This window comes from Saccharothrix deserti (genome assembly GCF_009769385.1).
Classification (GTDB): Bacteria; Actinomycetota; Actinomycetes; order Mycobacteriales; family Pseudonocardiaceae; genus Actinosynnema; species Actinosynnema deserti.
In genome coordinates, this window is the sequence record NZ_VKAB01000015.1 from 255,551 (window position 1) to 280,662 (window position 25,112).

General features: G+C 69.6%; 23 protein-coding genes. 11 read left to right on the top strand and 12 right to left on the bottom strand.

The annotated features are described in order from the left end of the window. Positions 1-2: 2 nt before the first annotated feature. Together FM051_RS24930 and pdhA are read right to left on the bottom strand one after the other, a co-directional pair. Positions 3-1,031, bottom strand: a complete 1,029-nt coding sequence (locus FM051_RS24930) for an alpha-ketoacid dehydrogenase subunit beta (RefSeq protein WP_158847330.1) — start codon at positions 1,029-1,031, stop codon at positions 3-5. Then, on the bottom strand, positions 1,031-2,224 hold the full coding sequence (gene pdhA / locus FM051_RS24935) for a pyruvate dehydrogenase (acetyl-transferring) E1 component subunit alpha (protein WP_158847332.1): 1,194 nt from the start codon (positions 2,222-2,224) through the stop codon (positions 1,031-1,033). The genes FM051_RS24930 and pdhA overlap by 1 nt, the downstream gene beginning before the upstream one ends. Positions 2,225-2,713: 489 nt before the next feature. On the opposite strand from pdhA, the gene FM051_RS24940 reads away from it, so the two are divergent. The 8 genes from FM051_RS24940 (at position 2,714) to FM051_RS24975 (ending at position 13,446) form a co-directional block, all read left to right on the top strand. Continuing rightward, positions 2,714-4,144 carry a M20/M25/M40 family metallo-hydrolase gene (locus FM051_RS24940; RefSeq protein WP_158847334.1) on the top strand — a complete coding sequence of 477 codons (1,431 nt, stop codon included), beginning with the start codon at positions 2,714-2,716 and terminating at the stop codon, positions 4,142-4,144. Positions 4,145-4,373: 229 nt separating this feature from the next. After that, a complete protein-coding gene (locus tag FM051_RS24945) occupies positions 4,374-7,055 on the top strand; it encodes an MGH1-like glycoside hydrolase domain-containing protein (protein ID WP_238412630.1) in 2,682 nt (893 codons plus the stop codon). Between the two features lie 156 nt (positions 7,056-7,211). Further along, positions 7,212-8,030 (top strand): transporter substrate-binding domain-containing protein, encoded by an 819-nt coding sequence (locus tag FM051_RS24950; RefSeq protein WP_158847338.1) that lies wholly within the window; start codon positions 7,212-7,214, stop codon positions 8,028-8,030. Between the two features lie 75 nt (positions 8,031-8,105). Then, positions 8,106-8,930: an amino acid ABC transporter permease gene (locus FM051_RS24955; RefSeq protein WP_158847340.1), complete on the top strand. Its 825-nt coding sequence runs from the start codon at positions 8,106-8,108 to the stop codon at positions 8,928-8,930. Further along, positions 8,927-9,706 (top strand): amino acid ABC transporter ATP-binding protein, encoded by a 780-nt coding sequence (locus tag FM051_RS24960; RefSeq protein ID WP_158847342.1) that lies wholly within the window; start codon positions 8,927-8,929, stop codon positions 9,704-9,706. Before FM051_RS24955 ends, FM051_RS24960 begins: the two co-directional genes overlap by 4 nt. Before the next feature lie 63 nt (positions 9,707-9,769). After that, complete coding sequence (locus tag FM051_RS24965) at positions 9,770-11,950, top strand: hypothetical protein (protein WP_158847344.1); 2,181 nt, start codon at positions 9,770-9,772, stop codon at positions 11,948-11,950. 155 nt (positions 11,951-12,105) lie between these two features. Further along, complete coding sequence (locus FM051_RS24970) at positions 12,106-12,477, top strand: hypothetical protein (protein WP_158847346.1); 372 nt, start codon at positions 12,106-12,108, stop codon at positions 12,475-12,477. A gap of 63 nt (positions 12,478-12,540) precedes the next feature. After that, positions 12,541-13,446 carry an ROK family protein gene (locus FM051_RS24975; protein ID WP_158847348.1) on the top strand — a complete coding sequence of 302 codons (906 nt, stop codon included), beginning with the start codon at positions 12,541-12,543 and terminating at the stop codon, positions 13,444-13,446. A gap of 23 nt (positions 13,447-13,469) precedes the next feature. Here FM051_RS24975 and mctP read toward each other — a convergent pair whose 3' ends face one another. The 3 genes from mctP to FM051_RS24990 all read right to left on the bottom strand — a co-directional run bounded on the left by mctP (position 13,470) and on the right by FM051_RS24990 (position 16,190). Next, positions 13,470-15,104: a monocarboxylate uptake permease MctP gene (gene mctP, locus FM051_RS24980; protein WP_158847350.1), complete on the bottom strand. Its 1,635-nt coding sequence runs from the start codon at positions 15,102-15,104 to the stop codon at positions 13,470-13,472. Next, complete coding sequence (locus tag FM051_RS24985; protein ID WP_158847352.1) at positions 15,104-15,370, bottom strand: DUF3311 domain-containing protein; 267 nt, start codon at positions 15,368-15,370, stop codon at positions 15,104-15,106. Before FM051_RS24985 ends, mctP begins: the two co-directional genes overlap by 1 nt. Positions 15,371-15,491: 121 nt before the next feature. After that, a complete protein-coding gene (locus tag FM051_RS24990) occupies positions 15,492-16,190 on the bottom strand; it encodes a GntR family transcriptional regulator (RefSeq protein WP_158847354.1) in 699 nt (232 codons plus the stop codon). 112 nt (positions 16,191-16,302) lie between these two features. Here FM051_RS24990 and FM051_RS24995 point away from each other — a divergent pair, with 112 nt between their 5' ends. Both FM051_RS24995 and FM051_RS25000 read left to right on the top strand, forming a co-directional pair. After that, entirely contained in the window at positions 16,303-17,076 is a 774-nt protein-coding gene (locus tag FM051_RS24995; RefSeq protein ID WP_158847356.1) for a LamB/YcsF family protein, read from the top strand. A 53-nt stretch (positions 17,077-17,129) separates the two neighbouring features. Continuing rightward, a complete protein-coding gene (locus FM051_RS25000) occupies positions 17,130-17,960 on the top strand; it encodes a septum formation family protein (protein ID WP_158847358.1) in 831 nt (276 codons plus the stop codon). Between the two features lie 52 nt (positions 17,961-18,012). Here FM051_RS25000 and FM051_RS25005 read toward each other — a convergent pair whose 3' ends face one another. Both FM051_RS25005 and FM051_RS25010 read right to left on the bottom strand, forming a co-directional pair. Next, positions 18,013-18,360, bottom strand: coding sequence for a hypothetical protein (locus FM051_RS25005; protein WP_158847360.1), 348 nt, complete (start codon positions 18,358-18,360; stop codon positions 18,013-18,015). 261 nt (positions 18,361-18,621) lie between these two features. Continuing rightward, complete coding sequence (locus FM051_RS25010; RefSeq protein WP_158847362.1) at positions 18,622-20,433, bottom strand: phosphoenolpyruvate carboxykinase (GTP); 1,812 nt, start codon at positions 20,431-20,433, stop codon at positions 18,622-18,624. A 462-nt stretch (positions 20,434-20,895) separates the two neighbouring features. Here FM051_RS25010 and FM051_RS54030 point away from each other — a divergent pair, with 462 nt between their 5' ends. Continuing rightward, positions 20,896-20,991, top strand: a complete 96-nt coding sequence (locus FM051_RS54030) for a DUF397 domain-containing protein (protein ID WP_420803626.1) — start codon at positions 20,896-20,898, stop codon at positions 20,989-20,991. On the opposite strand, the gene FM051_RS25020 is transcribed toward FM051_RS54030, so the two are convergent. The 5 genes from FM051_RS25020 to FM051_RS25040 form a co-directional block, all read right to left on the bottom strand. Then, positions 20,978-21,652 carry a DUF6802 family protein gene (locus tag FM051_RS25020; protein ID WP_158847366.1) on the bottom strand — a complete coding sequence of 225 codons (675 nt, stop codon included), beginning with the start codon at positions 21,650-21,652 and terminating at the stop codon, positions 20,978-20,980. The two genes, FM051_RS54030 and FM051_RS25020, sit on opposite strands and share 14 nt — an antisense overlap. Positions 21,653-21,726: 74 nt before the next feature. Beyond that, entirely contained in the window at positions 21,727-22,323 is a 597-nt protein-coding gene (locus FM051_RS25025; protein ID WP_158847368.1) for a cupredoxin domain-containing protein, read from the bottom strand. A gap of 59 nt (positions 22,324-22,382) precedes the next feature. Further along, positions 22,383-23,279 carry a cupredoxin domain-containing protein gene (locus tag FM051_RS25030; protein WP_238412631.1) on the bottom strand — a complete coding sequence of 299 codons (897 nt, stop codon included), beginning with the start codon at positions 23,277-23,279 and terminating at the stop codon, positions 22,383-22,385. Positions 23,280-23,305: 26 nt separating this feature from the next. Beyond that, positions 23,306-24,196, bottom strand: coding sequence for a copper resistance D family protein (locus tag FM051_RS25035; RefSeq protein WP_238412632.1), 891 nt, complete (start codon positions 24,194-24,196; stop codon positions 23,306-23,308). Further along, positions 24,193-25,032: a hypothetical protein gene (locus FM051_RS25040; protein ID WP_158847372.1), complete on the bottom strand. Its 840-nt coding sequence runs from the start codon at positions 25,030-25,032 to the stop codon at positions 24,193-24,195. The genes FM051_RS25035 and FM051_RS25040 overlap by 4 nt, the downstream gene beginning before the upstream one ends. Between the last annotated feature and the right edge of the window lie 80 nt (positions 25,033-25,112).

Consider the following 25,112-nt stretch of genomic DNA (forward strand, 5'->3'; position numbering starts at 1 on the left):
CCTTACCAGGCCAGCGAGCGGTCGACGGCGTGCAGCACGCGGTCGAGGTCGGGGAGGAACTCCTCCTCCAACTTCGACGGCGGGTACGGGGTGTCGAAACCGGTCACCCGCAGCACCGGCGCCTGCAGGGAGTAGAAGCACTCCTGCTGCACCTTGGCCGCGATCTCGCTGGAGATGGAGGACTCGCTGGGCGCCTCGGTCACCACGACCAGCCGTCCGGTGCGCCGCACCGACTCGTACACCGGCGCGAGGTCGAGCGGCGACAACGTGCGCAGGTCGACGACCTCCAGCGAACGCCCCTCCTCCTCGGCCGCCGCGGCGGCCTCCAGGGACGTGCGCACCATCGGGCCGTACGTCACCACGGTGACGTCACGCCCGGTGCGCAGGGTGCGCGACCGGAACAGCGGTCCGGGCGCGGCGGTCGTGTCGACCTCGCCCTTCTCGTAGTAGCGCCGCTTCGGCTCGAAGAACAGCACCGGGTCGTCGCAGTCGATCGCCTGCTGGATCATCCAGTACGCGTCGGCCGGGTTCGAGCACGAGACGACCCGCAGGCCGGCGGTGTGCGCGAAGTACGACTCGGGCGACTCCGAGTGGTGCTCGACCGCGCCGATGCCGCCGCCGAACGGCACCCGGATCACCATGGGCAGCTTGAGCCGGCCCTGGGTGCGGTAGTGCAGCTTGGCGACCTGGCTGACGATCTGGTCGAAGCCGGGGAAGATGAACCCGTCGAACTGGATCTCGCACACCGGCCGGTAGCCCCGGATCGCGAGGCCGACGGCGGTGCCGATGATGCCGGACTCGGACAGCGGCGTGTCCAGCACGCGCTGCTCGCCGAAGTCCTTCTGCAGGCCGTCGGTGATCCGGAAGACGCCGCCGAGCTTGCCGACGTCCTCACCCATCACGATGACCTTGGGGTTGGCCTCCATCGACGCGCGCAGGCCGTTGTTCAACGCCTTCGCGACGGTCAGCGTCTGCACCGCGGGCGCGCCCGTGTCGTCCGCCGTGGGGCGGTCCATCGTCGGAGCAGCCATCAGTGCTCACCTCCCGCGAACCCGGCGTGGTAGGCCAGGAACTCGTCGCGTTGCGCCTCCAGGGCCGGGTTGGCCTCGGCGTAGACCTCGCTGAAGATCCGCCCGGCCGGTGGGTCGGGCAGGTTGACGCAGTAGTCCCGCAGTTCGATCGCGATCTGCTCGGCCTCGGCCTCGAGGGAGTCGAAGAACGCCTGGTCGGCCCACTGCTGCTTGACCAGGTGCACCTTGACCCGCTCGATCGGGTCCTTGAGCTTCCACAGCTCCAGCTCGTCGGACAGCCGGTAGCGGGACGGGTCGTCGGAGGTGGTGTGCGCGTCCATCCGGTAGGTGAACGCCTCGATCAGGATCGGGCCGTTGCCCTGGCGGCACTCCTCCAGCGCCCAGCGGGTGACCGCGAGGGTCGCCAGCACGTCGTTGCCGTCGACCCGGATGCCGGGGAAGCCGTAGCCGCGCGCCCGCTGGTAGAGCGGGAGGCGGGACTGGCGCTCGGTGGGCTCGGAGATGGCCCACTGGTTGTTCTGGCAGAAGAACACCAGCGGCGCGTCGTAGACGGCGGCCCACACGAAGCCCTCGTGCACGTCGCCCTGACTGGTCGCGCCGTCGCCGAAGAAGCAGATGGTGGCCTCGCCGTCGGCGTCGCCCACCTTGCCGTCGAACTTCTGGCCCATGGCGTACCCGGCGGCGTTGAGCACCTGGTTGCCGATGACGATCGTGTACGGGTGGAACCGGGTCGCGACCGGGTCCCACGTGCCGTTGTCGGTGCCCCGGAAGATGCCGAGCAGCTCGGTCGGCTTGACGCCGCGCGTCCACGCGATGCCGTGCTCGCGGTAGCTGGGGAACGCCATGTCCTCGGGGCGCATGGCCCGGCCGGCGCCGATCTGCGCGGCCTCCTGGCCCAGCAGCGGCACCCAGATGCCGAGCTGGCCCTTGCGCTGCAGCGCGTTGGCCTCGCGGTCGACCCGGCGGACCAGGACCATGTCGCGGTACAGCCCGCGCAGTTCCTCGGCCGTGATGTCGATGTCGAAATCCGGGTGCTGGACGCGCTCGCCCTCGGGGGTGAGCAGCTGCACCAGGTCGGCGCCGCCCTCGTCTGTCGCTCGCAAGCCTGCCATCACCTGTTCCGCCGTCGGTTTGGCAGCAGTGGCCGGCGCGGCATCCGGCCCTGGGTGCGTCCATTTCTCGGGGGACGACATGCGCCTGTTCTCCTCGTCTACGAGGCCGCCCGGTCGCTTGTGGCGACCCTGGGCGGCTGCACCGCCAGTCGCCGTCGCCCCCTGGGTGTCGGGGGTCGGGCAACCGTCGGCGCTGACGGTGTTCTCATCCACATCCTGACATGGCCTCACTCGACATGGTGAGCCCCGTCCCACTTCGTAACACTTCACGCAACGTTCTGACGTGCGGTAACGGTAGGACGGCCAATCTTCGGCAGTCCGAGTAGAGCGTCCGGTGAGCGAACACCGTTGTCCCGGTTACCGATCGTTAACCACCATCCGTAGGGGTTCGGACACGTCCGGTCGGCCGGAACGGCCCACGTAGGCAGCCCGTGTGCCGGACGTGTCTTGGATGGACGACCGACCATCGGCCGGACGGACCATTTCCACCACGCGAAACCTCCACGTCCCCCGCTTGAACGGTCCGCTCGCCGAGGGCGGCCGGAAACCGGACCGTGACAGGATCGAGGGGTGGACCGTTCAGCGCTGACCCGTACCGTTCGCGGGCTCTGGGACGACGACATCCTCCCGAGCCTGTCCGCCTTGGTCGCGGTACCCGCGATCTCCCCCGCCTTCGACCCCGCGTGGGCCTCGCACGGCCACCTGGCCACCGCCGTGGAGCACGTGCGCGCCTGGCTCGCCGACCGCGACCTGCCCGGCGCCACCACCGAGGTCGTCCAACTGCCCGACCGCACGCCGTTGCTGCTGGTCGACGTGCCCGGCACGGCGCCGACGTCCGGTGCTCAACCCACTTCCGACACGGTGCTGATGTACGGCCACCTGGACAAGCAGCCGCCGGTCGGTGGCTGGGGCGACGGGCTCGGGCCGTGGACGCCGGTCGTGCGCGACGGGCGGCTGTACGGGCGCGGCGCCGCCGACGACGGCTACTCGGGTTACGCGGCGATCGCCGCGATCGAGGGCGTCCGGCAGGCGGGCGGCACGCACTCGCGCTGCGTCGTGCTGCTGGAGACCGGTGAGGAGTCCGGCAGCCCGGACCTGCCCGCGTACCTGGACCACCTGCGGCCCCGGCTCGGTGACGTGTCGCTGGTCGTGTGCCTGGACTCGGGCGGCAACGACTACGAGCGGATGTGGCTGACCACGTCGCTGCGCGGGTTGGCGCAGGCCACGATGACCGTGCGGGTGCTGGAGAGCGGGCTGCACTCGGGGATGGCGAGCGGGATCGTGCCGTCGTCGTTCCGGATCGCCCGGCAGCTGCTGGACCGGCTGGAGGACTCCGCGACCGGCGAGGTGCTGGTGCGGGAGATGCACGTCGACATCCCGGAGAACCGGGTGCTCGAGGTGCGCGAGGCGATGGCCAGCGCGCCCGGCGTGCTGGTCGGGAGCGTGCCGTGGGCGGGCGGGACGCAGGCGATGGGCAGCGACGAGGTCGAGCTGGCGCTGAACGCCGGGTGGCGGCCGACGCTGTCGATCACCGGTGCGTCCGGGCTGCCCGAGCCGGACGACGCGGGCAACGTGCTGCGGCCGTTCACCACGCTGGTGCTGAGCTTCCGGCTGCCTCCGACGGCTGATTCGGCGGCGGCCGTGGAGGCGGTTCGCCGGGCGTTGACGACGGACGTGCCGTACGGGGCGTCGGTGGAGTTGTCGCGGGTCGAGTTCGCGGACGGGTGGAACGCGCCGGAGCTGGCGCCGTGGCTGCGCGAGACGTTGGACCGGGTCGGCAAGGAGGTGTTCGACGCGCCGTGGCGGACGGTGTCGTTGGGCGGCTCGATCCCGTTCATGGGGTTGCTGCACGAGGCGTACCCGGCGGCTCAGTTCCTGGTCACGGGTGCGGTCGGGCCGGACTCCAACTGCCACGTGCCGGACGAGTGGCTGCACCTGGCGCACGCGGCCCGGATCACCGAGGCCGTGGCCGTGGTGCTGGACGCGCACGCCGGCCGTTGACCGGTCAGCCGGTCGAGGTCGACGCGGAGATCGTCGTGCTGCGGGCCGAGGGCGGTGGTCGGGTCCGACCACCGCTCCGGAGCGTCACCGCCGTTGCGCCAGGGCCGTGCGTGGCAGTCCACGGAGCGTGATGATTCAGCCTCCGACAGGGGTGCGGGAAACACCGGTCAGGGCTGGGACCTAACCGGCCGGTAACCGGTTTACTGGATCGATGCCGCACACTGGCCGAGTGAACGAGCAAAGCCGGCAAGCCGAGCGGACGCGGTTGGCGGAGTCCGACTCGCCTACCGCACCTTGGCGTCTCTGGGGCCCCTACCTGGCCGGACGCCAGTGGGGAACGGTCCGGGAGGACTACTCGGCGGGTGGGGACGCGTGGACGTCCTTCCCGTTCGACCACGCCCGCTCACGTGCTTACCGCTGGGGCGAGGACGGCATCGCGGGCATCTGCGACGTCCACGGCTTCCTCAACATCGGGGTCGCGCTCTGGAACGGCCGCGACCCGATCCTCAAGGAGCGCTACTTCGGGCTCACCAACAACGAGGGCAACCACGGCGAGGACGTCAAAGAGCACTGGTGGGTGACCGACGGCACGCCCACGCACTCGTGGATGCAGGTCGTCTACCGGTACCCGCAGTCCGAGTTCCCCTACGCCGAGCTGCGCGAGATGGCCAAGCGCGCCGGCCGCAACGAGCGCGAGCCCGAGCTGTCCGACACCGGCGCGCTGGACGAGAACCGGTTCTTCGACGTCCGGGTCAGCTACGCCAAAGCCGGCCCGAAGGACATCTGCGTCGAGCTGACCGCCACCAACCACGGCCCGGACCCGGCGCCGCTGCACCTGCTCCCCCAGATCTGGTTCCGCAACACGTGGGCGTGGGGCCGGGACGACCGCAAGCCGAGCCTGCGCGCCTGCACTAGGGACGGCTGGCGGCGGATCACCGCCGAGCACGGCGCGCTGGGCCGTTACACGCTGCACGTCGAGGGCACCCCGACGCTCCTGGTCACCGACAACGAGACCAACGAGGTCGAGCTGTTCGGCACCGCGCGCAACCCGACCCGCTACACCAAGGACGGCATCGACCGGTACGTCATCGGCCAGGACGCGAAGGCGTGCCAGGTCATCGGCCCGGACGACACCAGCGAGCCCGGCACGAAGGTCGCCGCCTGGTACTCGTTCGACCCGGTCGAGCCGGGCGAGTCGGTCACCGTCCGGCTGCGCCTGGTGGACGGCGACGGGCACCTCGACGCGTTCGGGCCGAGCTTCCAGGACACCGTCGACCAGCGCAAAGCCGAGGCCGACGAGTTCCACCAGACCGATCTGGACCCGAAGCGCGCCGCCGTGGTGAGGCGCGCGCTCGCGGGCCTCATGTGGACCAAGCAGCACTACCGCTTCCGCACCAGGGAGTGGCTGGACGGCGACCCGGCGCAGCCCGCCGCGCCGAAGTCGCGCAAGAACATGCACGCCCGCAACACGCACTGGCGGCACTTCGACGTGGCCGACGTGATCTCCATGCCGGACGAGTGGGAGTACCCGTGGTTCGCCGCGTGGGACCTCGCGTTCCACACCGTGCCGTTCGCGAAGGTCGACCCGGCGTTCGCCAAGGAGCAGCTGCTCCTGCTGTGCCGCGAGTGGCTGATGCACCCGAACGGCCAGCTCCCGGCGTACGAGTGGGAGTTCGGCGACGTCAACCCGCCGGTGCACGCGTGGGCGGCGCTGCAGGTCTACCGGTCCGAGGAGACCAAGGACCGGAAGTTCCTGGCCAAGATCTTCCACAAGCTGCTGCTGAACTTCTCCTGGTGGGTGAACCGCAAGGACGCCGACGGCAGCTACCTGTTCGAGGGCGGCTTCCTCGGCATGGACAACATCGGCCCGGTGAACCGGTCGGAGCCGATGCTCGGCCAGTGGCGGCTGGAGCAGTCGGACGCCACGTCGTGGATGGCGGCGTACAGCCTGCACCTGATGCAGATCGCGCTGGAGCTGGCGCGGCACGACGAGTCGTACGAGGACGTGGCCACGAAGTTCGTGGAGCACTTCCTGAGCATCGCCGAGGCGTCCACCCAGTTCGGTTCCGGCGGGCGCGGCATCTGGGACGAGACGGACGGCTTCTGCTACGACGTGGTGTCGCGCCGGCTGCCGGACGGGCACGTGGAGTCGCAGCCGGTGCGGGTGCGGTCGATGGTGGGCCTGATCCCGGTGCTGGCGTGCGCGGTGCTGGAGCCGTGGGTGTTCGAGGAACTGCCCGGTTTCGCCCGGCGGCTGGAGCACCTGCTGTCCCGGCGGCCGGAGTTGCAGCAGTTCCTGAGCCGCAGCGGCGGTGGGGCCCTGCTCAGCCTGCTCGACGAGCGCAAGCTGCGGCGGGTGCTGAGCCGGATGCTCGACGAGGGCGAGTTCCTCTCGCCGCACGGCATCCGCAGCCTGTCCGCGGCCCACCGCGAGGGCCTGGAGGTGCAGGTCGCGGACCAGGAGCACCGGATGGGCTACGAGCCGGGCGAGTCGCGCACGCCGATGTTCGGCGGCAACTCGAACTGGCGCGGCCCGGTCTGGTTCCCGACCAACGCGCTGCTGGTGGAGGCCCTGCGGACGGTCGAGGAGTTCCACGGCGGGAAGTTCCACGTGGAACTTCCCACCCGCAGCCAGCGGAACGTGACGGCCGGCCAGGCGGCGGACGAGCTGGTCAGGCGGCTGGTGTCGCTGTTCCTGCCGGACCACGACGGGCGCAGGCCGGCGGACGGCAAGCGGATCGAGTCGACCGATTCACCCTTGTGGCGGGAGCACGTCACCTTCAGCGAGTACTTCGACGGGGACACCGGCGAGGGCCTGGGCGCGACGCACCAAACGGGGTGGACGGCCCTGGTCGCGAGCCTGTTGACGGATCGTCGTCAAACGGGCGCTGTGGGTGAATCAATTGTGTGATCAAGGCCAAACAGCTGAATAATTTGCCGCCATCCGCGCTATGTGACGCAAGATTCATGCACACCGAAGGTCTGTAACACGCACGTGCTGTGCACCACGTCACCCAAGTGGCAGTATGCCGAACACTCGACCGACACAGTTACGAGGAGTGACACCGTGGCCCGTCGTACCAGGCACGCTGCGCTCGCCCTGTTCCCCGTGCTCGCCTTGGCGGCCACGATGACGGCGTGCGCGACCAAGGTCAACACCGGCTCGGACAGCAGCGGGTCTGGCATCACCTTGGTCCAGAGCGGCAAGCTGGTCACCTGCACGCACCTGTCCTACAAGCCCTTCCAGTTCTCCGAGGGCGACAAGACGGTCGGCTTCGACGTCGACCTGGTCGATCTGGTGGCCAAGGACCTCGGCGTCACTCAGGAAATCTTCGACACGCCGTTCGAGACCATCACCTCCGGTGAGGTCTTCAACACCGGCAAGTGCGACCTGGCGGCGGCCGGCATGACCATCAAGCCGGACCGCGCCGAGGTCATCGACTTCTCCGAGCCCTACTTCGACGCCTCGCAGGCGCTGCTGGTGAAGAAGGACTCGCCGGTCAAGAGCCTGGACGACCTCAAGGGCAAGAAGATCGGCGTCCAGCTGGAGACCACCGGCGAGATCTACGCCAACGAGAACGCCTCGAAGTACGGCTACACGGTCGTCCAGTTCGAGGACCTGCCGCTGATGGAGACCGCCGTGCGCACCGGCGCGGTGGACGCGGCCATCAACGACAACGGCGTGCTGTTCGACTACGTCAAGGAGTTCCCCGACACCGCCGTGGTCGCGGAGTTCGACACGCAGGAGAAGTACGGCATCGGCATGAAGAAGGGCAACACCGCCCTCAAGGCCAAGGTCGACGAGGTCCTGAAGAAGGCCAAGGACAGCGGCGAGTACGACAAGATCTACGAGAAGTGGTTCGGCAAGAAGCCGGAGTCGAAGTAAGCGGCTGACCGTGGGGCCGGTGCTGCCAAGCACCGGCCCCGCGCCTTGTCCAACCCCACCCACGAGGTAATCCACATGGCACTCTCCAAGCGACAACGGGCCAAGGCGTTCCGCATCGGCCAGTACGCGCTGCTGGTCGTGGTCGCCGTCGTCCTGGCGTTCGTCGCCGACTGGAGCGAGATCCAGCGCAGCTTCTTCAACCTCGACATCGCCGCGGAGATGTTCCCCAACGTCATCACGGTGGCGTTGACGAACACCCTCGTCTACACCGCGCTCGGTTTCGCGTTCGGTCTGGCGCTCGGCCTCGTGTTGGCGTTGATGAAGCTGTCGCCGGTCGCGCCCTACCGGTGGCTGGCCACGATCTACATCGAGTTCTTCCGCGGTGTGCCGGCGCTGCTGGTGTTCATCGCGCTGAGCTTCGGCGTGCCGCTGGCGTTCGGCCTGCAGTTCGACATCTACTCCACGGTGATGCTGGCGCTGGGCATCGTCGGCGCCGCGTACATGGCCGAGACGATCCGCGCGGGCATCCAGGCGGTGCCCAAGGGCCAGATCGAGGCGGCCCGGTCGCTGGGCATGTCGCACGGCCGCACGCTGCTGACCGTGGTGATCCCGCAGGCGTTCCGGATCATCCTGCCGCCGTTGACCAACGAGCTGATCCTGCTCACCAAGGACTCGTCGCTGATCTACATCATCGGCCTGGCCCGCGACCAGTACGAGCTGACCAAGTTCGGCCGCGAGACGCTGAGCCGGTCGCCGTCGCTGACCCCGATCCTGGTGGTCGGCCTGTGCTACCTGATCATCACGCTGCCGCTGGGCCACCTGTCGCGGTACCTGGAGCGGCGCACCGGCGGCAAGAAGATCAGCACGCCGGAATCGACCGGGTTGGGGGTGTCGGCATGAGCGTCGACGACGTGACCGGCGGCCTCGCGGTCGAGATCACCGGGCTGAAGAAGTCGTTCGGGACGCTGGACGTGCTCAAGGGCATCGACGTCCAGGTGAACCGCGGTGACGTGGTGTGCATCATCGGGCCGTCCGGCTCGGGCAAGTCCACGCTGCTGCGCTGCGTGAACCTGCTGGAGGAGCCCTCCGGCGGCAAGATCGTGGTCAACGGCACCGAGCTGACCGACCCGGACGTGGACATCGACGCCGCGCGCACCCGCATCGGCATGGTGTTCCAGTCGTTCAACCTGTTCTCCCACCTGAACGTGCTGAACAACCTGATGGTGGCGCAGCGCAAGGTGCTCAAGCGGGGCGCGCAGCAGGCGCAGGACGTCGCGTTGCGGAACCTGGAGCGGGTCGGGCTGTCGGACAAGGTGAACGCCATGCCCGGTCAGCTGTCCGGCGGCCAGCAGCAGCGCGTGGCGATCGCGCGGGCGCTGTCGATGGACCCGGACGTGATGCTGTTCGACGAGCCGACCTCGGCGCTGGACCCTGAACTGGTCGGCGACGTGCTGGGCGTGATGCGGCAGTTGGCCGACGAGGGCATGACGATGCTCGTGGTGACGCACGAGATGCAGTTCGCCCGCGAGGTGGCCGACCGGGTGCTGTTCATGGACGGCGGGTACGTCGTGGAGGAAGGGCCTGCCGCGCAGGTCATCGGGGCGCCTCAGCACGAGCGCACCCAGTCGTTCCTGGCCCGGGTGCTCGACCCGACGCACCAGGGACCCCGCGACTGATCCCGTTGATCCTCCCCGGCCCGAGCTTGCCAAGGTGTCGGTCGACCGCGCATTGTCGATCACATGACTGAGGTGGGGCCGCGGCGGCTGGACGTGTTCGACCCCAGCCCGCCGCGCTCCGCCCGGATGGCCGCGGCCGATGTGCTGCGCGGCGTCGGCGAGCCGGACGGGACGTGGCGGTTACCGAGGCGGCGGGCCGGGATGCCACCGGTGGTGCGGGTGGCGGACCGGTTCCTGACCGGGACGCTGGACCTGCGGGCGGTGGAGTTCCCGTACCTGCTGGAGTTCGTGCGGTGCCGGTTCGAGGAGCCGCCGGACCTGCGGCAGGGCAAGCTGGCCGGGATCGAGTTCGCGGACTCCTGGCTGCCCGGCCTGTCGGCGCGGAACCTGAGCAGCGCCAACGAGGTGTCGTTGGCCGGCAGCACGGTCGAGGGCCTGGTGGACCTGGTCGACGCGGACGTGGCCGGGTCGCTGTCGTTGCGGGACAGCTCGTTGAGCGTGCCGGACGCGATCGCGTTCCACGCGGACCGGTTGAAGCTGGCGGGCGGGTTGCTGGCGCAGCGGGTGAAGGTCGCCGGTGAGCTGCGGATGGCTGGCGCGAACGTCGGCGGGTACTGCAACTTCAGCGGCGGGCTGCTGGACAACCCGCTGGGCCACTCGTTCAACGGCACCGGTCTGCACGTCGGCGGCAACCTGCTGATGAACGGCTGCACGCTGCACGGCACCATGCTGCTCGCGGGCGCGCGCGTCGACTCGGCGTTGACGCTGCGCGGCACGACCGCCGCCGACGGCCGGGCGGACGACGACGCGTTGGACCCGCACTCCGACCCGAACGCCACGCTCGTGTTCGACCGCCTCACCGTGGACGGCGACGTGCAGTTGGACCGGGGTTTCCGCAGTGCGGGGACCGTGCGCATGGTCAACGCCACGGTCGGCGGCACGTTGTCGTTGTCCGGCGGCGCTTTCGACGCGCTGGGCGAGTCGGACAACGAGCCGACGGGCTTCGGGCGCGCGCTGGCGACGGGCACCGCCGAGCCCACGGGGTACGGGCGCGCGTTGCACCTGGACGGCACGCAGGTCGGCGGCGACATCATCGGCCGCCAGGCGCAGGTGCGCGGCCAGTTCCGCATGGTCGACTTCCAGGCCAAGGGCAGCCTCATCCTCGACGGGTCCACTTTAGACAACCCGCGTGCGGACGCCGTGCTGGGCAACCGGTCGCGGATCGGCAGCAACTTCACCGCCCGCGAGGTGGAGGTGACCGGCGGGCTGGAGCTGCGCGGCGTGCACGTCGGCGCGAACCTCGACCTGCGCGGCAGCCGGATCACCCAGCCCGGCCGGTACCGGCACCAGCCGGCGGGCAAGCCGTCGTTGGACGTCGGCGGCGCGGTCATCGGGCGCGACCTGATCTGCGCGCGTGGCGCCAAGGAGTTCGTCGCGCACGGCGGCGTGCGGGCCAGGCGGGCGCAGATCGGCCGGATGGCCACGTTCGCGGGCGCGGTGCTCGGCGACAAGCTCGACGCGCACGCGTTGAACCTGCTCGGGATGCAGGTGCAGGAACTGGTGGTCACGCCCGTCACGCCGCCGCGCGGTGACGTGACGCTGCGGCAGGTGCGCTGCACGGTGTTGGACGACAACGAGACCTTCTGGAGCGCGACCGGCCGGATCGACCTGGAGGAGTTCCGCTACGACTCGCTGCGGCACCCGATCGACCTGCGTGACGACGCCGAGGTCGAACGGCGGCTGCGCTGGCTGCGGCAGGCGATGCGGCGCACCTACCGGCCCGGCCCGTACGACCAGTTCGCCGAGATGCTGAGGGCCAGCGGCAACGACGAGCACGCGGCCACGGTGCTGGTGGAGAAGCAGCGGCTGCGGTACCGGGCCGTCGCCGAGGGCCGTCGCTGGCTCAGGCCGCTGGTGCTGCTGTGGAGCTGGCTGCAACGCGCGATGGTCGGCTACGGCTACCGCCCGGCGCGCGCGTTGGCGTGGCTGGTGGTGACGTGGCTGCTGGGCAGCACGTACTTCGCCACCGGCCCGAGGTTGGAGGAGATCAACGAGCAGGACCACCTGCCGTGGAACCCGTGGCTGTTCACCATCGACCTGGTGGTGCCGATCGTGGACTTCGGCAACAAGAACCGGTGGCAGACACCGGACGAGTCGCAGTGGATCGCGTCCGGGTTGATCGTGATGGGCTGGATCCTGGCCACCACGGTCGCGGCCGGCCTCACCCGGATGCTGAAGCGCTGACCCGGTGCCGATCCGGCCTCCGGAAAACCTGATGATCGTTCACATAAGCCCCACCCGAAGTTCATCGGTCGGTAATGGATCTTGGGAAACGCTCCCGGATAGCGTGCTGACCAGCGCCGACGGGGGTGTCGGCGCATGACTGAGGGGACAGTTTCATGAAGATCACCACGAAGAGCGCGCTCGTCGCCGGCGGCGTCGCGGCCGTCAGCCTGCTGCTCGCCCAGCCCGCGCTGGCGAACTCGTTCACCGAGAGCACGCAGGGTGGCACCGTGTCCTACGCCGACGCTTCGGACTCGCTGTGCGTGCACGCGTACAACAGCGAGGGCCGGCGCTGGGTCCGGGCCGTCGCGAAGCCGATCAACGGTGTCGGCCCGTCGCTGAACATCTACGACGAGAACAACGACTCCGGCAACAACTGCGGCAGCCTGGCCACCGCGTACGAGGACACGAAGTACCGCGCGACCATCACCGCGTACTGGGGCGAGACCGGCACCACGACGACCAAGGTCGTCGAGTTCTGGAGCTAGTGCTGAAGTGATGTCGGGCCCGGATCCTCAGGGATCCGGGCCCGATGTTTTAGGGTGACCGGCATGACGGACTTGGTGCTGGCACTGGACGTTGGCGGCACCAAGATCGCCGGCGCACTGGTGGACCGGAGTGGTGCGGTGCGGCGGGCGGTTCGGGTGGCTACACCGCTTGGGGCCGCTGAGGAGACCTGGGGCGCGGTGGCGTCCGTGGTCGAGCAGGTTTCGCGGGGCGAGAGCGTGGCCGGGGTCGGTATCGCGTCGGCTGGGCCGGTCGACGCGGACGACGGGACGGTCAGTCCGATCAACGTGACCGGGTGGCGTGGGTTTCCGTTGCGCGAACGGGTGTCCGCGTTGATGCCCGGGGTGCCGGTCGAACTCGCGGGCGACGGGCCGTGCATGGCTCTCGGCGAGCACTGGCTCGGCGCGGGCCAGGGCAGCCGGTTCATGGTCGGGCTGGTCGTGAGCACCGGTGTCGGTGGCGGGCTGGTGCTCGGCGGGCGGCCGTTCGGCGGGCGCACCGGGAACGCCGGGCACATCGGGCACGTGGTGGTCGAGCCCGACGACGGCGAACCGTGCACGTGCGGTGGGCGCGGGTGCGCGGAGACCGTGGCCGGTGGGCCTCGGATGGTGGCGTGGGCGAGGCGTCAGGGCTGGCAGGCGCCGGACGACGCGGACGCGGCGCACCTCGCGGCGGCGGCCGGCCTGGGCGAGGAGATCCCCAAGGCCGCGTTCGAACGCGCCGGACGGGCGGTCGGGATGGCGATCGCGGCCACCGCCGCAGTGGTGGACCTGGACCTCGCGGTGGTCGGCGGCGGCGTGGCGCAGGCCGGTGACCTGCTGTTCGACCCGATCCGCCGGGCCGTCGCCGACCACTGTGGACTGTCCTACCTGGACGATCTGCGAGTCGAGCCCGCCCGGCTGGGTGGCCAGGCGGGGCTCGTCGGTGCCGCTCGGTTGGTACTCGGCTAGCCGATCGACCGACCAGTGGACGGCTAGTGGACGGCGACCGGCTTGACCCGGTCGCTGTCCTCGTCCACGTGGTAGTCGTCGGCCGACGTCTGGTCGGTCCCGTTGAACACCCGGGCCCGCTTCGCGATCAGCGTCACGATGACGGCGACCAGCAGGTTGGCCACGACGGCGATCGCGCCGACGTAGATCTGCACGGCGGACCCGGCGAACGGGTGCCAGCCGAACAGCGACAGCTTGTCCAGCGGCAGCGCGGAACCGGCGAAGTGCGCCTTGCCGATGGCCGGGTTGCCGATGTTGTAGAGCAGGTACATGCCGTAGCCCATGCCGGCGATCCAGCCCGCGATCAGGCCGTACACGTGGAACCACCGCGTGTACAGCGCGATCGCCACGGCCGGCAGCGTCTGCAGGATCATCACACCGCCGATGAGCTGCAGGTCGATGGAGAACTGCGGGTCGACGAACACGATGAACGCGACCGCGCCGAACTTCACCACCAGCGACGCCAGCTTCGCCTGCTTGGCCTCCTGCGCCGGCGAGGCGTCCTTCTTCAGGTACTCCTTGTAGATGTTGCGCGTCCACAGGTTCGCCGCCGCGATCGACATGATCGCCGCGGGCACCAGGGCGCCGATCGCGATGGCCGCGAACGCGACACCCGCGAACCAGCCCGGGAACTCCTGGCCGAACAGCACCGGCACGATGGTGTTGGTGTCCGGGCGGCCGGTGGCCTGGTTGGTGATCGGCTTGACGCCCGCGCTGATCGCGACGAAGCCGAGCATCGCCAGCAGGCCCAGGAGCAGCGAGTACGCGGGCAGCGCGACCATGTTCCGCTTGATCACGTTCCGGCCGCGCGAGGCGAGGATGCCGGTCAGCGAGTGCGGGTAGAGGAACAGCGCCAACGCCGAGCCCAACGCCAGCGTCGCGTACTGGAGCTGGTTGTTGCCGTTGAGGATGATCCCGTCGGCCTTGCTCTCGGACGCGGCGTACTTCGCCTGGGCGGTGTCGAAGATCGCGCCCCAGCCGCCGAACTTGGACGGCAGGTAGATCACCGCGACCAGGATCACGATGTAGATCAACGTGTCCTTGACGAACGCGATCAGCGCGGGCGCGCGCAGGCCCGACTGGTAGGTGTAGAGCGCGAGGATCACGAACGCGATGAACAGCGGCAGGTGGCCGAGCAGGCCGGAGCCGTTGAGGCCCATCGTGCGCAGCACGGCCTCCAGGCCGACCAGCTGCAACGCGATGTACGGCATGGTCGCGACGATGCCGGTGATCGCGATCAGCAGCGCGAGCCAGTGCGAGCCGTACCGGCCCCGGACGAAGTCCGCCGGCGTCACGTAGCCGTGCACGCGGGAGACCGACCACATGCGCACCAGCGGCAGGAACACGATCGGGTACAGGATGATGGTGTAGGGCAGCGCGAAGAAGCCCATCGCGCCGGCGCCGAAGACCAGCGCGGGCACCGCGACGAACGTGTACGCGGTGTACAGGTCACCGCCGACCAGGAACCAGGTGATCCAGGAGCCGAACTTGCGGCCACCCAGACCCCATTCGTCCAGGTGCTCGAGGGTGTCGCCGGCCTTCCACTTGGCCGCGAAGAAGCCCAGGACGGTGACCAGCAGGAACAGCGCGCTGAACACCACCAATTCGGTCCACTGCATTACTTGGCCCCCTCGTCCAGGTCGTCCACGCTCAGCAGGTCGGGCTTGCCCTTGACGACGGGTTCGTCCTTCGTCTTCACGTAGACCAGGCCGACGCAGACAACACCGACCGGGACCCAGGCGAACTGGTACCAGTAGAAGAACGGCAGCCCGAACACCCTCGGCTCATCGAAGTTGAACCACGGCGTGACGAGCATGAGGAGCGGAACCAACAACAGCAGGTTCCAATTGCTCCAGCGGAGGCTGGATTTTCGAGCGGTCGGCATGTGCCCCTCCGTACGGCGGCCCGGTGACGCGGTGTCGCGCGATGCTAGGCCGGAGGAGGGACTGTAGTCACCATGTCAGGTGGGTTACCGCCGGATGAAGTAGCTGGATCGTGACCGTTTTTCACTCACCGCGCAGGCCAGTCACCAAGTGCTTCTCGGCCCGGTCGAAGTAGGTGAGCAAGGCTTCTTCGGCCTGCCGAACCTCGCCCGCGTCGAGGCGGTCCACGATGGACTGGTTCAGCGGCAGGTAGTCGCGGTGGAACTCCTCCGGGTCGCCCATCACGTGGAAGGCCAGGCGCACCTCGGCGAGCAGCCGCTTCATCTCCTCGTCCAGCCGGGCGCTGCCGGCGAGGGCGGTGATGGCCTGGTGGAACTTCACGTTCGCCGTGCCGACGCCGGTCCAGTCGTCCTCGGCGCGGTACGCCAGGCCGAGGTCGACGGCGTCGCGGACGGCCTGCCTCGCGTCGTCGGCCACGTCCGCCCAGCGGCGGACGGCGCCGCACTCGATGACCCGGCGGGCGGCGTAGAGGTCGACGATGTCGGCCACGTCGGGACGGCGGACGAACACGCCCTTGCTGTACTCGTGCACGAGCAGGCGTTCGTGGGTGAGCAGCCGGAACGCCTCGCGCAGCGTGTTGCGGGAGACGCGGAGGGCTTCGCCGAGGGCCTTCTCGTTGAGCTGCTGGCCGGGTTTGATGTCGCCGTCGAGGACGCTGGCGCGGAGCTTGTCGGCGACGCGCTCGGCGGTGCTGGAGCGGTCGATGTCGCCGCGGTCCTTCGCGAGGGCGTTCAGCCAGCTGTCTGCCTCGGCGGTCGTCATGACTCAAGTCTACTTGTGTTGAACGAACCTACTGCCCCACGACTCAAATGGAGTATTGAAGGATCGTTGAACAATCCCTACATTGAACAATACTGTGAGGGGAGGGTGTCTCATGGACCTCAACGCCAATCTGGGTGAAGGCTTCGGCCGGTGGACGCTGGGTGGTGATCGAGCCCTTCTCGACGTCGTGACCAGCGCGAACGTCGCCTGCGGGTTCCACGCGGGCGATCCGGAGACGATGCGGCGGACGTGCGAGCCGGCGGCGGCGCGTGGTGTGGCGGTGGGCGCGCACGTCGGGTACCGGGACCTGGCCGGCTTCGGTAGGCGATTTGTCGACGTATCGCCCGAGACTTTGACCGCCGAGGTGCTGTACCAGCTGGGCGGGCTGGACGCGTGCGCCCGGTCGGCCGGGACGCGGGTGGGTTACGTCAAGCCGCACGGGGCGCTGTACAACGCGCTGGTCACGCACGAGGCGCAGGCCGACGCGGTGGTCGACGCGGTACGGGCGTACGACCCGACGTTGCCGGTGCTCGGGCTGCCGGGCGCGGTGTGGTTGAAGCGGGCGGAGGTGGCCGGGCTGCCGGTCCGGTACGAGGCGTTCGCGGATCGCGCGTACACGGCGGTGGGGACGCTGGTCGACCGGCGGCAGCCGGGGGCGGTGCTGCACGACGTGCACGAGATCGCGGCCCGGTGCGTGGGGTTGGCGACCGAGGGACGGGTGCGGGCGGTGGACGGGCAGGTGCTGCGGATGCCGGTGGACTCGATCTGCGTGCACGGCGACAGCCCCGGCGCGGTGGCGATCGCGCGGGCGGTGCGGGCGGCGTTGACCGACGCGGGCGTGGCGCTCGGTCCCTTCTCCGGCGGGCTGGACCGGATGAGCGCGTGAGTTCAGGTCAGCGCGGGCGGGTGCGCCGCGCCGGTGTCAGTAACCTGATCCACGTGAGGGGCTGGCGGGCGGCGGTCGGGGCACTGTGCGCGTTGTCGCTCGCCGCCTGCACGGCCCAGGTGCCGGGCGTGCCGGACGCCGAGGTGGTCCACCCCTCCCTCACGCCGACCGCCGACCAGCTCCCCAAGGCCGGCCAGTGCACGAACACCGGCCTCGAAGTCCTCGACTGCAAGACCGAGCACGAGGCCGAGGTGACCGAGGTCGGCCGGTTGGACGGCCTGAGCGCCGACTACCCGAACGACCGCGACCTGCGCCGTGCCGCCCTGCCACCGTGCCGCGCCGCCCTCACCGCCTACCTCGGCAGCGCCGACCACGACGCCACCCGACTCCAGGCACACGCCTTGTGGCCGAGCCGCGACGGCTGGGCCAAGGGCGACCGCTGGCGCGTCTGCACGGTGGTCGAGATGAAGCCGGACGGCAGCCGGGTGGTGCGCGAGAACAGCGCCAAGGACCTCCTCAAGGCGGCCGGCTTCAGCACCGTGCAGCTGTGCGCGACCGCGTCACCCGGCCAGGCGAAGGACGCCGGGATCACTGCCTGCGACCAGCCGCACAAGGCCGAAGCCGTGCCCGGAGTGCTGGCGCTGGGCAATCCGCAGGACCCCGCACCGTCCCTCGACCAGGTGAACGCCAAGGCGGCCGAGCACTGCGCGAAGGCCGTCACGAACTACGTCGGCGCACCGCGTGCCGACGTCTTCGCGTCCTGGCGCGCGTTCGGCAGCCAGGCCTGGTCCGAGGGCTACACGTCGGCGATCTGCTACGCCGAGGCGACCCGCCCGTTCAGCGGCAGGCTCTGGGGCCTGGGCACGAACGCCCTCCCCAACTGACCCACAACTGACCCACAGGCTGTGCACAGCTCTGTCCACAACCTGTGGACAACTACCGCCGCCGCCAGGCCAGCAACAGCAGCAGCACGCCGACCAGAACCGGGGCTCCGCTCTCGAAGACCGGCCTGAGCACCGGCAAGAACTGGAAAGTCCCACGTTCGAACAACACCGAAGCAGCCAACGCGGCCACCCCGGCGGTCAACGGCGCGGCTGGGGACAGCTTCCCCAACGACAGCAGACCCATCAACAGTCCCGCCAGCCCCAAGGCCACCAGCCCGTAGATGCGCCTCTCGTCGAGCTGGTCGAGCGCGTAACCCCAGATGACCGCCGCGTTGACGGCCCCGAGCGCACCGAGCACGAAGCCGGCGACATGCCACCACGGCGACACGCGCGTCCTCACCCGTGCGACCGGACGGGTCGCGGGACGGGCTGCGGGACGGGAACGGGTCGTCGGCGGGCGGTAGTGCACGACTCCCGGGCGCGGCGCGCGCTGCTGCACATCGCGAGGACTGTCGAAGTGCAGTCCACCGAGAAAATCGTCCGATTGGCTCACAGCTGAGTAGTACCTCCGGACGAGCCGGACACACCCGAAGCGACCAAAAAAGACCCGGTGGACGCCGTTGTCCACCGGGTCACGCTGAAGGAGTTCCAGCTTCGAGGCTCAGCCGAGGCGGAGCTTCAGGGCCTCCAGCTCGTCACGCAGCGAGGTCGGCACCTTCTCGCCGATCTTGGCGAACCACTCCTCGATCATCGGGATCTCGGCCCGCCACTCGTCGGCGTCGAACTCCAGCGCCGCCTCGATGTCCTCGTGCGGCGTGTCGAGCCCGGACAGGTCCAGCGCGTCCGCCGGCGGCACGTGGCCGATCGGCGTCTCGACCGCGGCGGCCTTGCCCTCGATCCGCTCGACGGCCCACTTCAGCACGCGCGAGTTCTCGCCGAACCCGGGCCACAGGAAGCGCTTGTCCTCGCCCCGGCGGAACCAGTTGACGTAGAAGATCTTCGGCAGCTTGTCCGCGTCGGCCGACTTGCCGGTGTCGATCCAGTGCTGGAAGTAGTCACCGGCGTGGTAGCCGATGAACGGCAGCATCGCCATCGGGTCGCGGCGCACGACCCCGGTCTTGCCGACGGCGGCGGCGGTCGTCTCGCTGGACAGCGTGGCGCCCATGAACACGCCGTGCTGCCAGTCGCGCGACTCGGTGATCAGCGGGACGGTGGTGGCGCGGCGGCCACCGAAGAAGATCGCCGAGATCGGCACGCCGTTCGGGTCGTCCCACTCCGGCGCCTTGATGTCGCACTGGTCGATCGGCGTGCAGTAGCGCGAGTTCGGGTGCGACGACAGCTCGTCGCTGTCCGGCGTCCAGTCCTGCTTCTTCCACGAGGTCAGGTGGGCCGGCGGCTCGCCCATGCCCTCCCACCACACGTCGCCGTCGTCGGTCAGCGCGACGTTGGTGAACAGCGAGTTCCCCTTCTCGATGGTGCGCATCGCGTTGGGGTTGGTGTGGTAGTCGGTGCCGGGCGCGACGCCGAAGAAGCCGTTCTCCGGGTTGACCGCATACAGCCGACCGTCGTCACCGAACCGCATCCACGCGATGTCGTCACCCAGGGTCTCGACCTTCCAGCCCGGGATGGTCGGCTCCAGCATGGCGAGGTTGGTCTTGCCGCAGGCGCTGGGGAACGCGGCCGCGATGTAGTACGCCTTCTGCTCCGGCGAGGTGAGCTTGAGGATCAGCATGTGCTCGGCCAGCCAGCCCTCGTCACGCGCCATCACCGAGGCGATGCGCAGCGAGTAGCACTTCTTGCCCAGCAGCGCGTTGCCGCCGTAGCCCGAGCCGTACGACCAGATCATCCGCTCTTCGGGGAACTGGGTGATGTACTTGGTCTCGTTGCACGGCCACGGCACGTCGGCCTGGCCCGGCTCCAGCGGCGCGCCGATCGAGTGCAGCGCCTGGACGAAGTCGGCGTCGTCGCCGAACCGGTTGAGCGCCTTGGTGCCCATGCGGGTCATGATGTGCATCGAGACGACGACGTACTCGGAGTCGGTGATCTCCACGCCGAGCATCGGCTTCTCCGCGTCCAGCGGACCCATGCAGAACGGGATCACGTACATCGTGCGACCACGCATGGAGCCCCGGTAGAGCTCCGTCATGATCGCCTTCATCTCGGCGGGGTCCATCCAGTTGTTCGTGGGGCCCGAGTCGGCCGGGTCCACGGAACAGATGAAGGTGCGCTCCTCGACTCGCGCCACGTCGGTGGGATCCGACGCGGCCCAGAACGAGTTGGGTTTCTTCTTCAGCGGAACAAAGGTGCCCGCGTCCACGAGTTTGGCAGTGAGCCGGTTCCACTCTTCTTGGGAGCCGTCGGCCCACACGACTTCGTCGGGGCAGGTCAGCTCGGCGACCTCGCGCACCCAGGACAGGAGGCGGGGGTGGTCGGTGGGGGCCTGGTCGAGACCGGGAATGGTCACTGCCGTCATCTCGTCTCGTCTCCTAGCTGAGCGCCGGCCACGGTGGACGTCGTTGTCCTGGTGGGACGTCCTCGGGAATGGCTCCGCCCGCCCGGTGGAGGGCGTGCCGTTTAAGGGGATAGACGGAGGTTAGCCGGGTTAATCCTCGGTAACGCGCATCCGACCTGTCGGCTGGCTCACAAAACCGATTCTGGAATCGATTCAGCACCCGATTACCACAAATCGGCCTGTGACCTGGGCTTTAGTTCTCGGAATGCAAGGGCGTGGCGGTGCGTCGATCACCACACCTCAGGGTGTACGGGTGGTTACGTATGAGAGCGCTCTCATGGCATGGCGAAAGAATTGTCGCGCGAAATACCTGATTTGCGTGACCGTTTCAGGTTTGACGCACGGGAGGACCGAGCAGGGCGGTAAGAGCCGGCCCGACCCCGGCCAGGAGGGGCGCCGAACACGCCCAGCGTGCGCTCCCGCGTGGGCGTGCGGGACTCCACGAATGCCGACGGGCCGCGGTTGGTGTTCGCGGCCCGTGGGTGGAAGACGTTCCTGGCTCAGGTCAGTTCGGGCTGATCCACTGGCCGGTCACGGAGTCGATGCGGACCACGCCCGACACCGTCACCTTCTCGCCCGACCAGACCTCGTCGTTGTCCGGCGTGTACTTGCCGTCCTCGCCGATGCGGCCGTGCTCGACTTCGGTCCACTCGTCGTCACCCGTGTGCTTCGTGACGGTGACCTCGCCGTCCTGGGTGATCTCGGTGGCCAGGTCGGCGGTGCCGTCACCGTCGGCATCGGTGAAGAGCCAGGTGTCGCCGTCCTCGTCCTTGACCACCGCCGTGTCGGCGCGGCCGTCGCCGTCGGTGTCCTCGGTGGCGGGGCCGACGTTCTGGTCCTGGCCGTCCTCGACGTCGACCACGATGGCCTTGCCGGCGTTCGTGTTCGTCTGCTGGCCGCGGTCGTCCGTCGGCTCGACGGCCACCCACTCGCCGGAGCCCTCGTCGAACTCCGCCTGGCCGGTCAGCTCGCCGTCGGCGTCGAACGTGCTCATCAGGTCGGCCTGGCCGTCACCGTCGGTGTCGGTGAACGCGAGGTGGCCGCCGTCGTCCGTCTCCACGACCGCGCTGTCCTCGACACCGTCCTGGTCCAGGTCGTAGGTCGCCTCGGCGGTGTACTCCTCGTCGCTGACCGTGACCTTCAGCTCGCCGTCGGTCGCGCCTGTCTCGTCGATGTACACCCGTGTCCCACCCTCCCGCGTTCTGCACCGGTAGGACTCACGTTATGCCTGTTCGGTTCCGCTGCGGAAGCCCGTCACGTCCTCTCGGGTCGTGAACCGATGAGGAGCAGGCAGAACGTCGTCACGGCGGCGACCAGACCAGCCAACAGGAGCATCGGGTCCAGGCCACCCGACGACGGTGGGGCGGCGGCTACGACCTGGGTCGGTGCGGTGGTCGTGGTGGTCGTGGCCGGGGCGGGGGCCGGTGCGGCTGTCTCTTGGGGCGCGGCGGCCGGTGGGACCTCGGCGGCCGGTGGCTGTTGCACGACCGGCGGTGCGGCGGCGGTGGTCTCCTCGGGCAGCACGGTGATGCGGGCTCGCATGTCGGGGTGCACCGAGCAGTAGTAGTCGTAGGTGCCGGGCACGGTGAACGTGAAGCTCCACGACTGCCCCTGGGACAGCATCGGCGACTTGAGCACCGCCGGCCCGGAGGTGGTGACCACGTCGTGCGGCGCCTGGTCCTGGTTGGTCCAGGTCACCGTCTCGCCGACGCGCACCGTGATGTCGGCGTGCTGGTAGGCGTACTGGGCGATCGGGATCTGGTGGCCTTGAGCGGCGGCAGCGGCGGCTTGGGCCTGCACCGGGGGCAGCACCAGGAACAGGAGGAACGCGGCGGCGAGCAGGGCGCGCATGAAGTGGTCTCCAAGAAGCGGGGGGCGACCCGGACGGCGTTGTCCGGGTCGCCGGCTGATCAGCAGGTCGCTTGCGCCAATGCCGGGTCGAGCATCTGTTCCAACATCACGGTGTGGGTCTTGATGTACTGGTCGAACGCCAGCGCCTCGTTCACCTGCTCCAGGGGGGACATCTCCAGGTGAGCCGCCTTGACGTGGGCGATGAACGGCGACAACACGTCGCCACTCAGGGAACTGCTGAGCAACGGGTCGAGTACCTGACCCAACATCACGGTGTGGGACTTGATGTACTGGTCGAACGCCAGCGCGTCGGTCACCTGCTGGAGGGGAGAGGTCTCCAGGTGAGCCGCCTTGATGTGCGCGAGGAGCGGTGCCAGGGCTTCCTTCGGGACGCACGACGCCGGCGGTTCACCCGCGGGCGGGGTCGTGGTCGTGGGCGGGGTGGTGGTGGGGTGACCGGGCATCGTCGTGGTCGGCGCGGCGGTCGTGGTGGGCGGAGCCGTGGTCGTGGCGCCACCGGCGACGGTGATCGACGCCTTCATGTCCGGGTGGATCGAGCAGTAGTACTGGTAACTGCCCACCTTGGTGAACGTGAACGTGTAGGACTGGCCCTTTTGCAGGGTGGGCGAGGTGAACTTCTCCGGGCCGGAGGTGACCACCACGTTGTGCGGCGCCGTGTCCTGGTTGGTCCAGGTGACGGTGTCGCCGACGTTGACGGTGAGCGTCGCCGGGCTGTAGGCGTAGCCGGAGATGCTGACCGTCTTGGCGGCCGCGGCCTGCGGGGCTGCCGCGGCTGCCTGGTGGCCCGCTTGGGCGGCCAGGTCGACCTGACCGACCGGTGTGGACGTCGGCGACGACGCGCCGACCGCGGCCAGGCTGAACACCGCCCCGGCCATGCCGAGGACGGCCAGCACGAGGGCGAACTTGCCGCCCCGCCGGGGTTCCGTACTGTCCACTATGGACTCCTTCTTCATTGTGGAGTTCACCGGCCAGGACTGGCGGTGACGAGGAAGCCCGCCGCGCCGATGACGGCGATCGCGAGCACGGCCTCCAGGGCGACCGAGCGGGCGAAGGGCGCGACGGAGGTGGCTGTGGCGAGGCGGCGGTCGACCCACCTCTTGCTGAACAGGCCCGCGGCCAGCAGCACGCCGAACAGGGCGAGCTTGATCAGCAGGATCCGGGCGTAGTCGGTGTCGAAGCGCCAGCCGTTGAGCCGCCAGGCCAGCACACCGCCCGCGGCGACCAGCGCGGTGACCGAGCCGAGGGCGAGCTTCGAGTAGCGCGGCACGACCTCGGTGATCGTGTCGAGGTCGCGCAGCGGCAGGACGCCGAGCAGCAGCAGCACCAGGCCGCCGACCCACAGGCAGATCGCGGCGATGTGCACCAGCACGGCCACCTGCGCCCACCAGCCGAGGTCGGGGGCGTGGCCGGTCATGCCGCTGGTCCGCAGCACGCCGAACGCGACCGCGCCCGCGCCGACCCGCCACGGCAGTGACGTGACGGCCCGTTCGCCCCGGCGCAGCAGGTCGGCGAGCACGACGCCCGCCAGCACCCACAGCAGGCCGCGGGCCACCCACGCCCGGCCGAACGGGATGTCGAGGATCGGGATGACGACGGCGAGGTCGACGTCGCCGGGCTCGACCTGCCCGATCCAGGCGGCTTCCATCAGCAGTCCGGCGAGGGTGCCGAGCAGTCCGAGGAGCCAACTGGCGACGAGCAGTCGGGCGGTGCGGCGCTCGTTCGCGCCGGACGGCCAGAGGAACGCCAGGAACGCCGCGCCGCCGAAGAACAGGACGGTGCCGGTGTAGTCGATGATCCGGGCCAGGGTGAACCAGGACTTCGCGGCGTCTCCGGCCGCCAGCGCGAGGCTCACGGCGTGCTCAGCAATCCGACGATCCGGCCGTCCTCGGGCTGGACGAGGAGGCCGCAGCGGTCACCGAGCAGACCGTTGAGCTCGGTGTTGTTGGTGCCGGCGACGGGCAACGCGCCGGTCGACGTCGCCGTGCCGACCACACCGGCGAGATCGGGCAGACCGCCGACGCCGCCCACGGCCGTTCCGGGCTGGAGGCTGCCCGGAGCACCGGTGGGGAGAACACCGGCGAGCGGGCCGGTGAGCGGCGTCGGGGTGGCGGTGCCATCCCCTTGGAGGAGACCACCGCCGAGACCACCGCCGAGCGTGCCGGTCAGGCCTCCTGCGAGGCCGCCGACCACGCCGGTCGCCCCGCCGAGGACCCCGGTCAGCCCGCCCAGCCCGGCACCGCCGAGCAGCGGCAGCGCGCCGGTCAGGTCGGACACCAGCGGCAGTCCTTCGACCACCGCGCCGAGTCGGGCCAGCAGGGCGCTGATGGCGTCCACGTCGCACGGCGGCTGGGTCGGCGGCGTGGTGGTCGGCGGTGTGGTGGGGTCCGGGGCCGGGTGGCCGCCGCCACCGGGGTGGGTCGGGTCCGGGTGGACCGGGTTCGGGTGGACCGGGTTGGGGCGCGGGACCACGTTTCCCTGGTGCCCCTGGGGTTGCGGCTGTCCGGTGTAGACGACCGGCGCCTGCGGCGTCGTGCCCGTCACGTGGTCCGGCGACTGGGGCGGGTGGGCGATCACCTGCTGGTCCGCCGCGCCGATCGGCACCCGGCCCAGACCCGAGGCGAAACCCAGGACGACGACCACCGTGCCGACGAGGCTCGCCGCCACCACCCGGTCCCTGTTCAACGTCATCTCGATTCGCCCCCGCAGTCGGTATTTACCGAAATCAGCGAATCAGTCGCACGTGAACAGGCATGTCGCAATGGTCAATC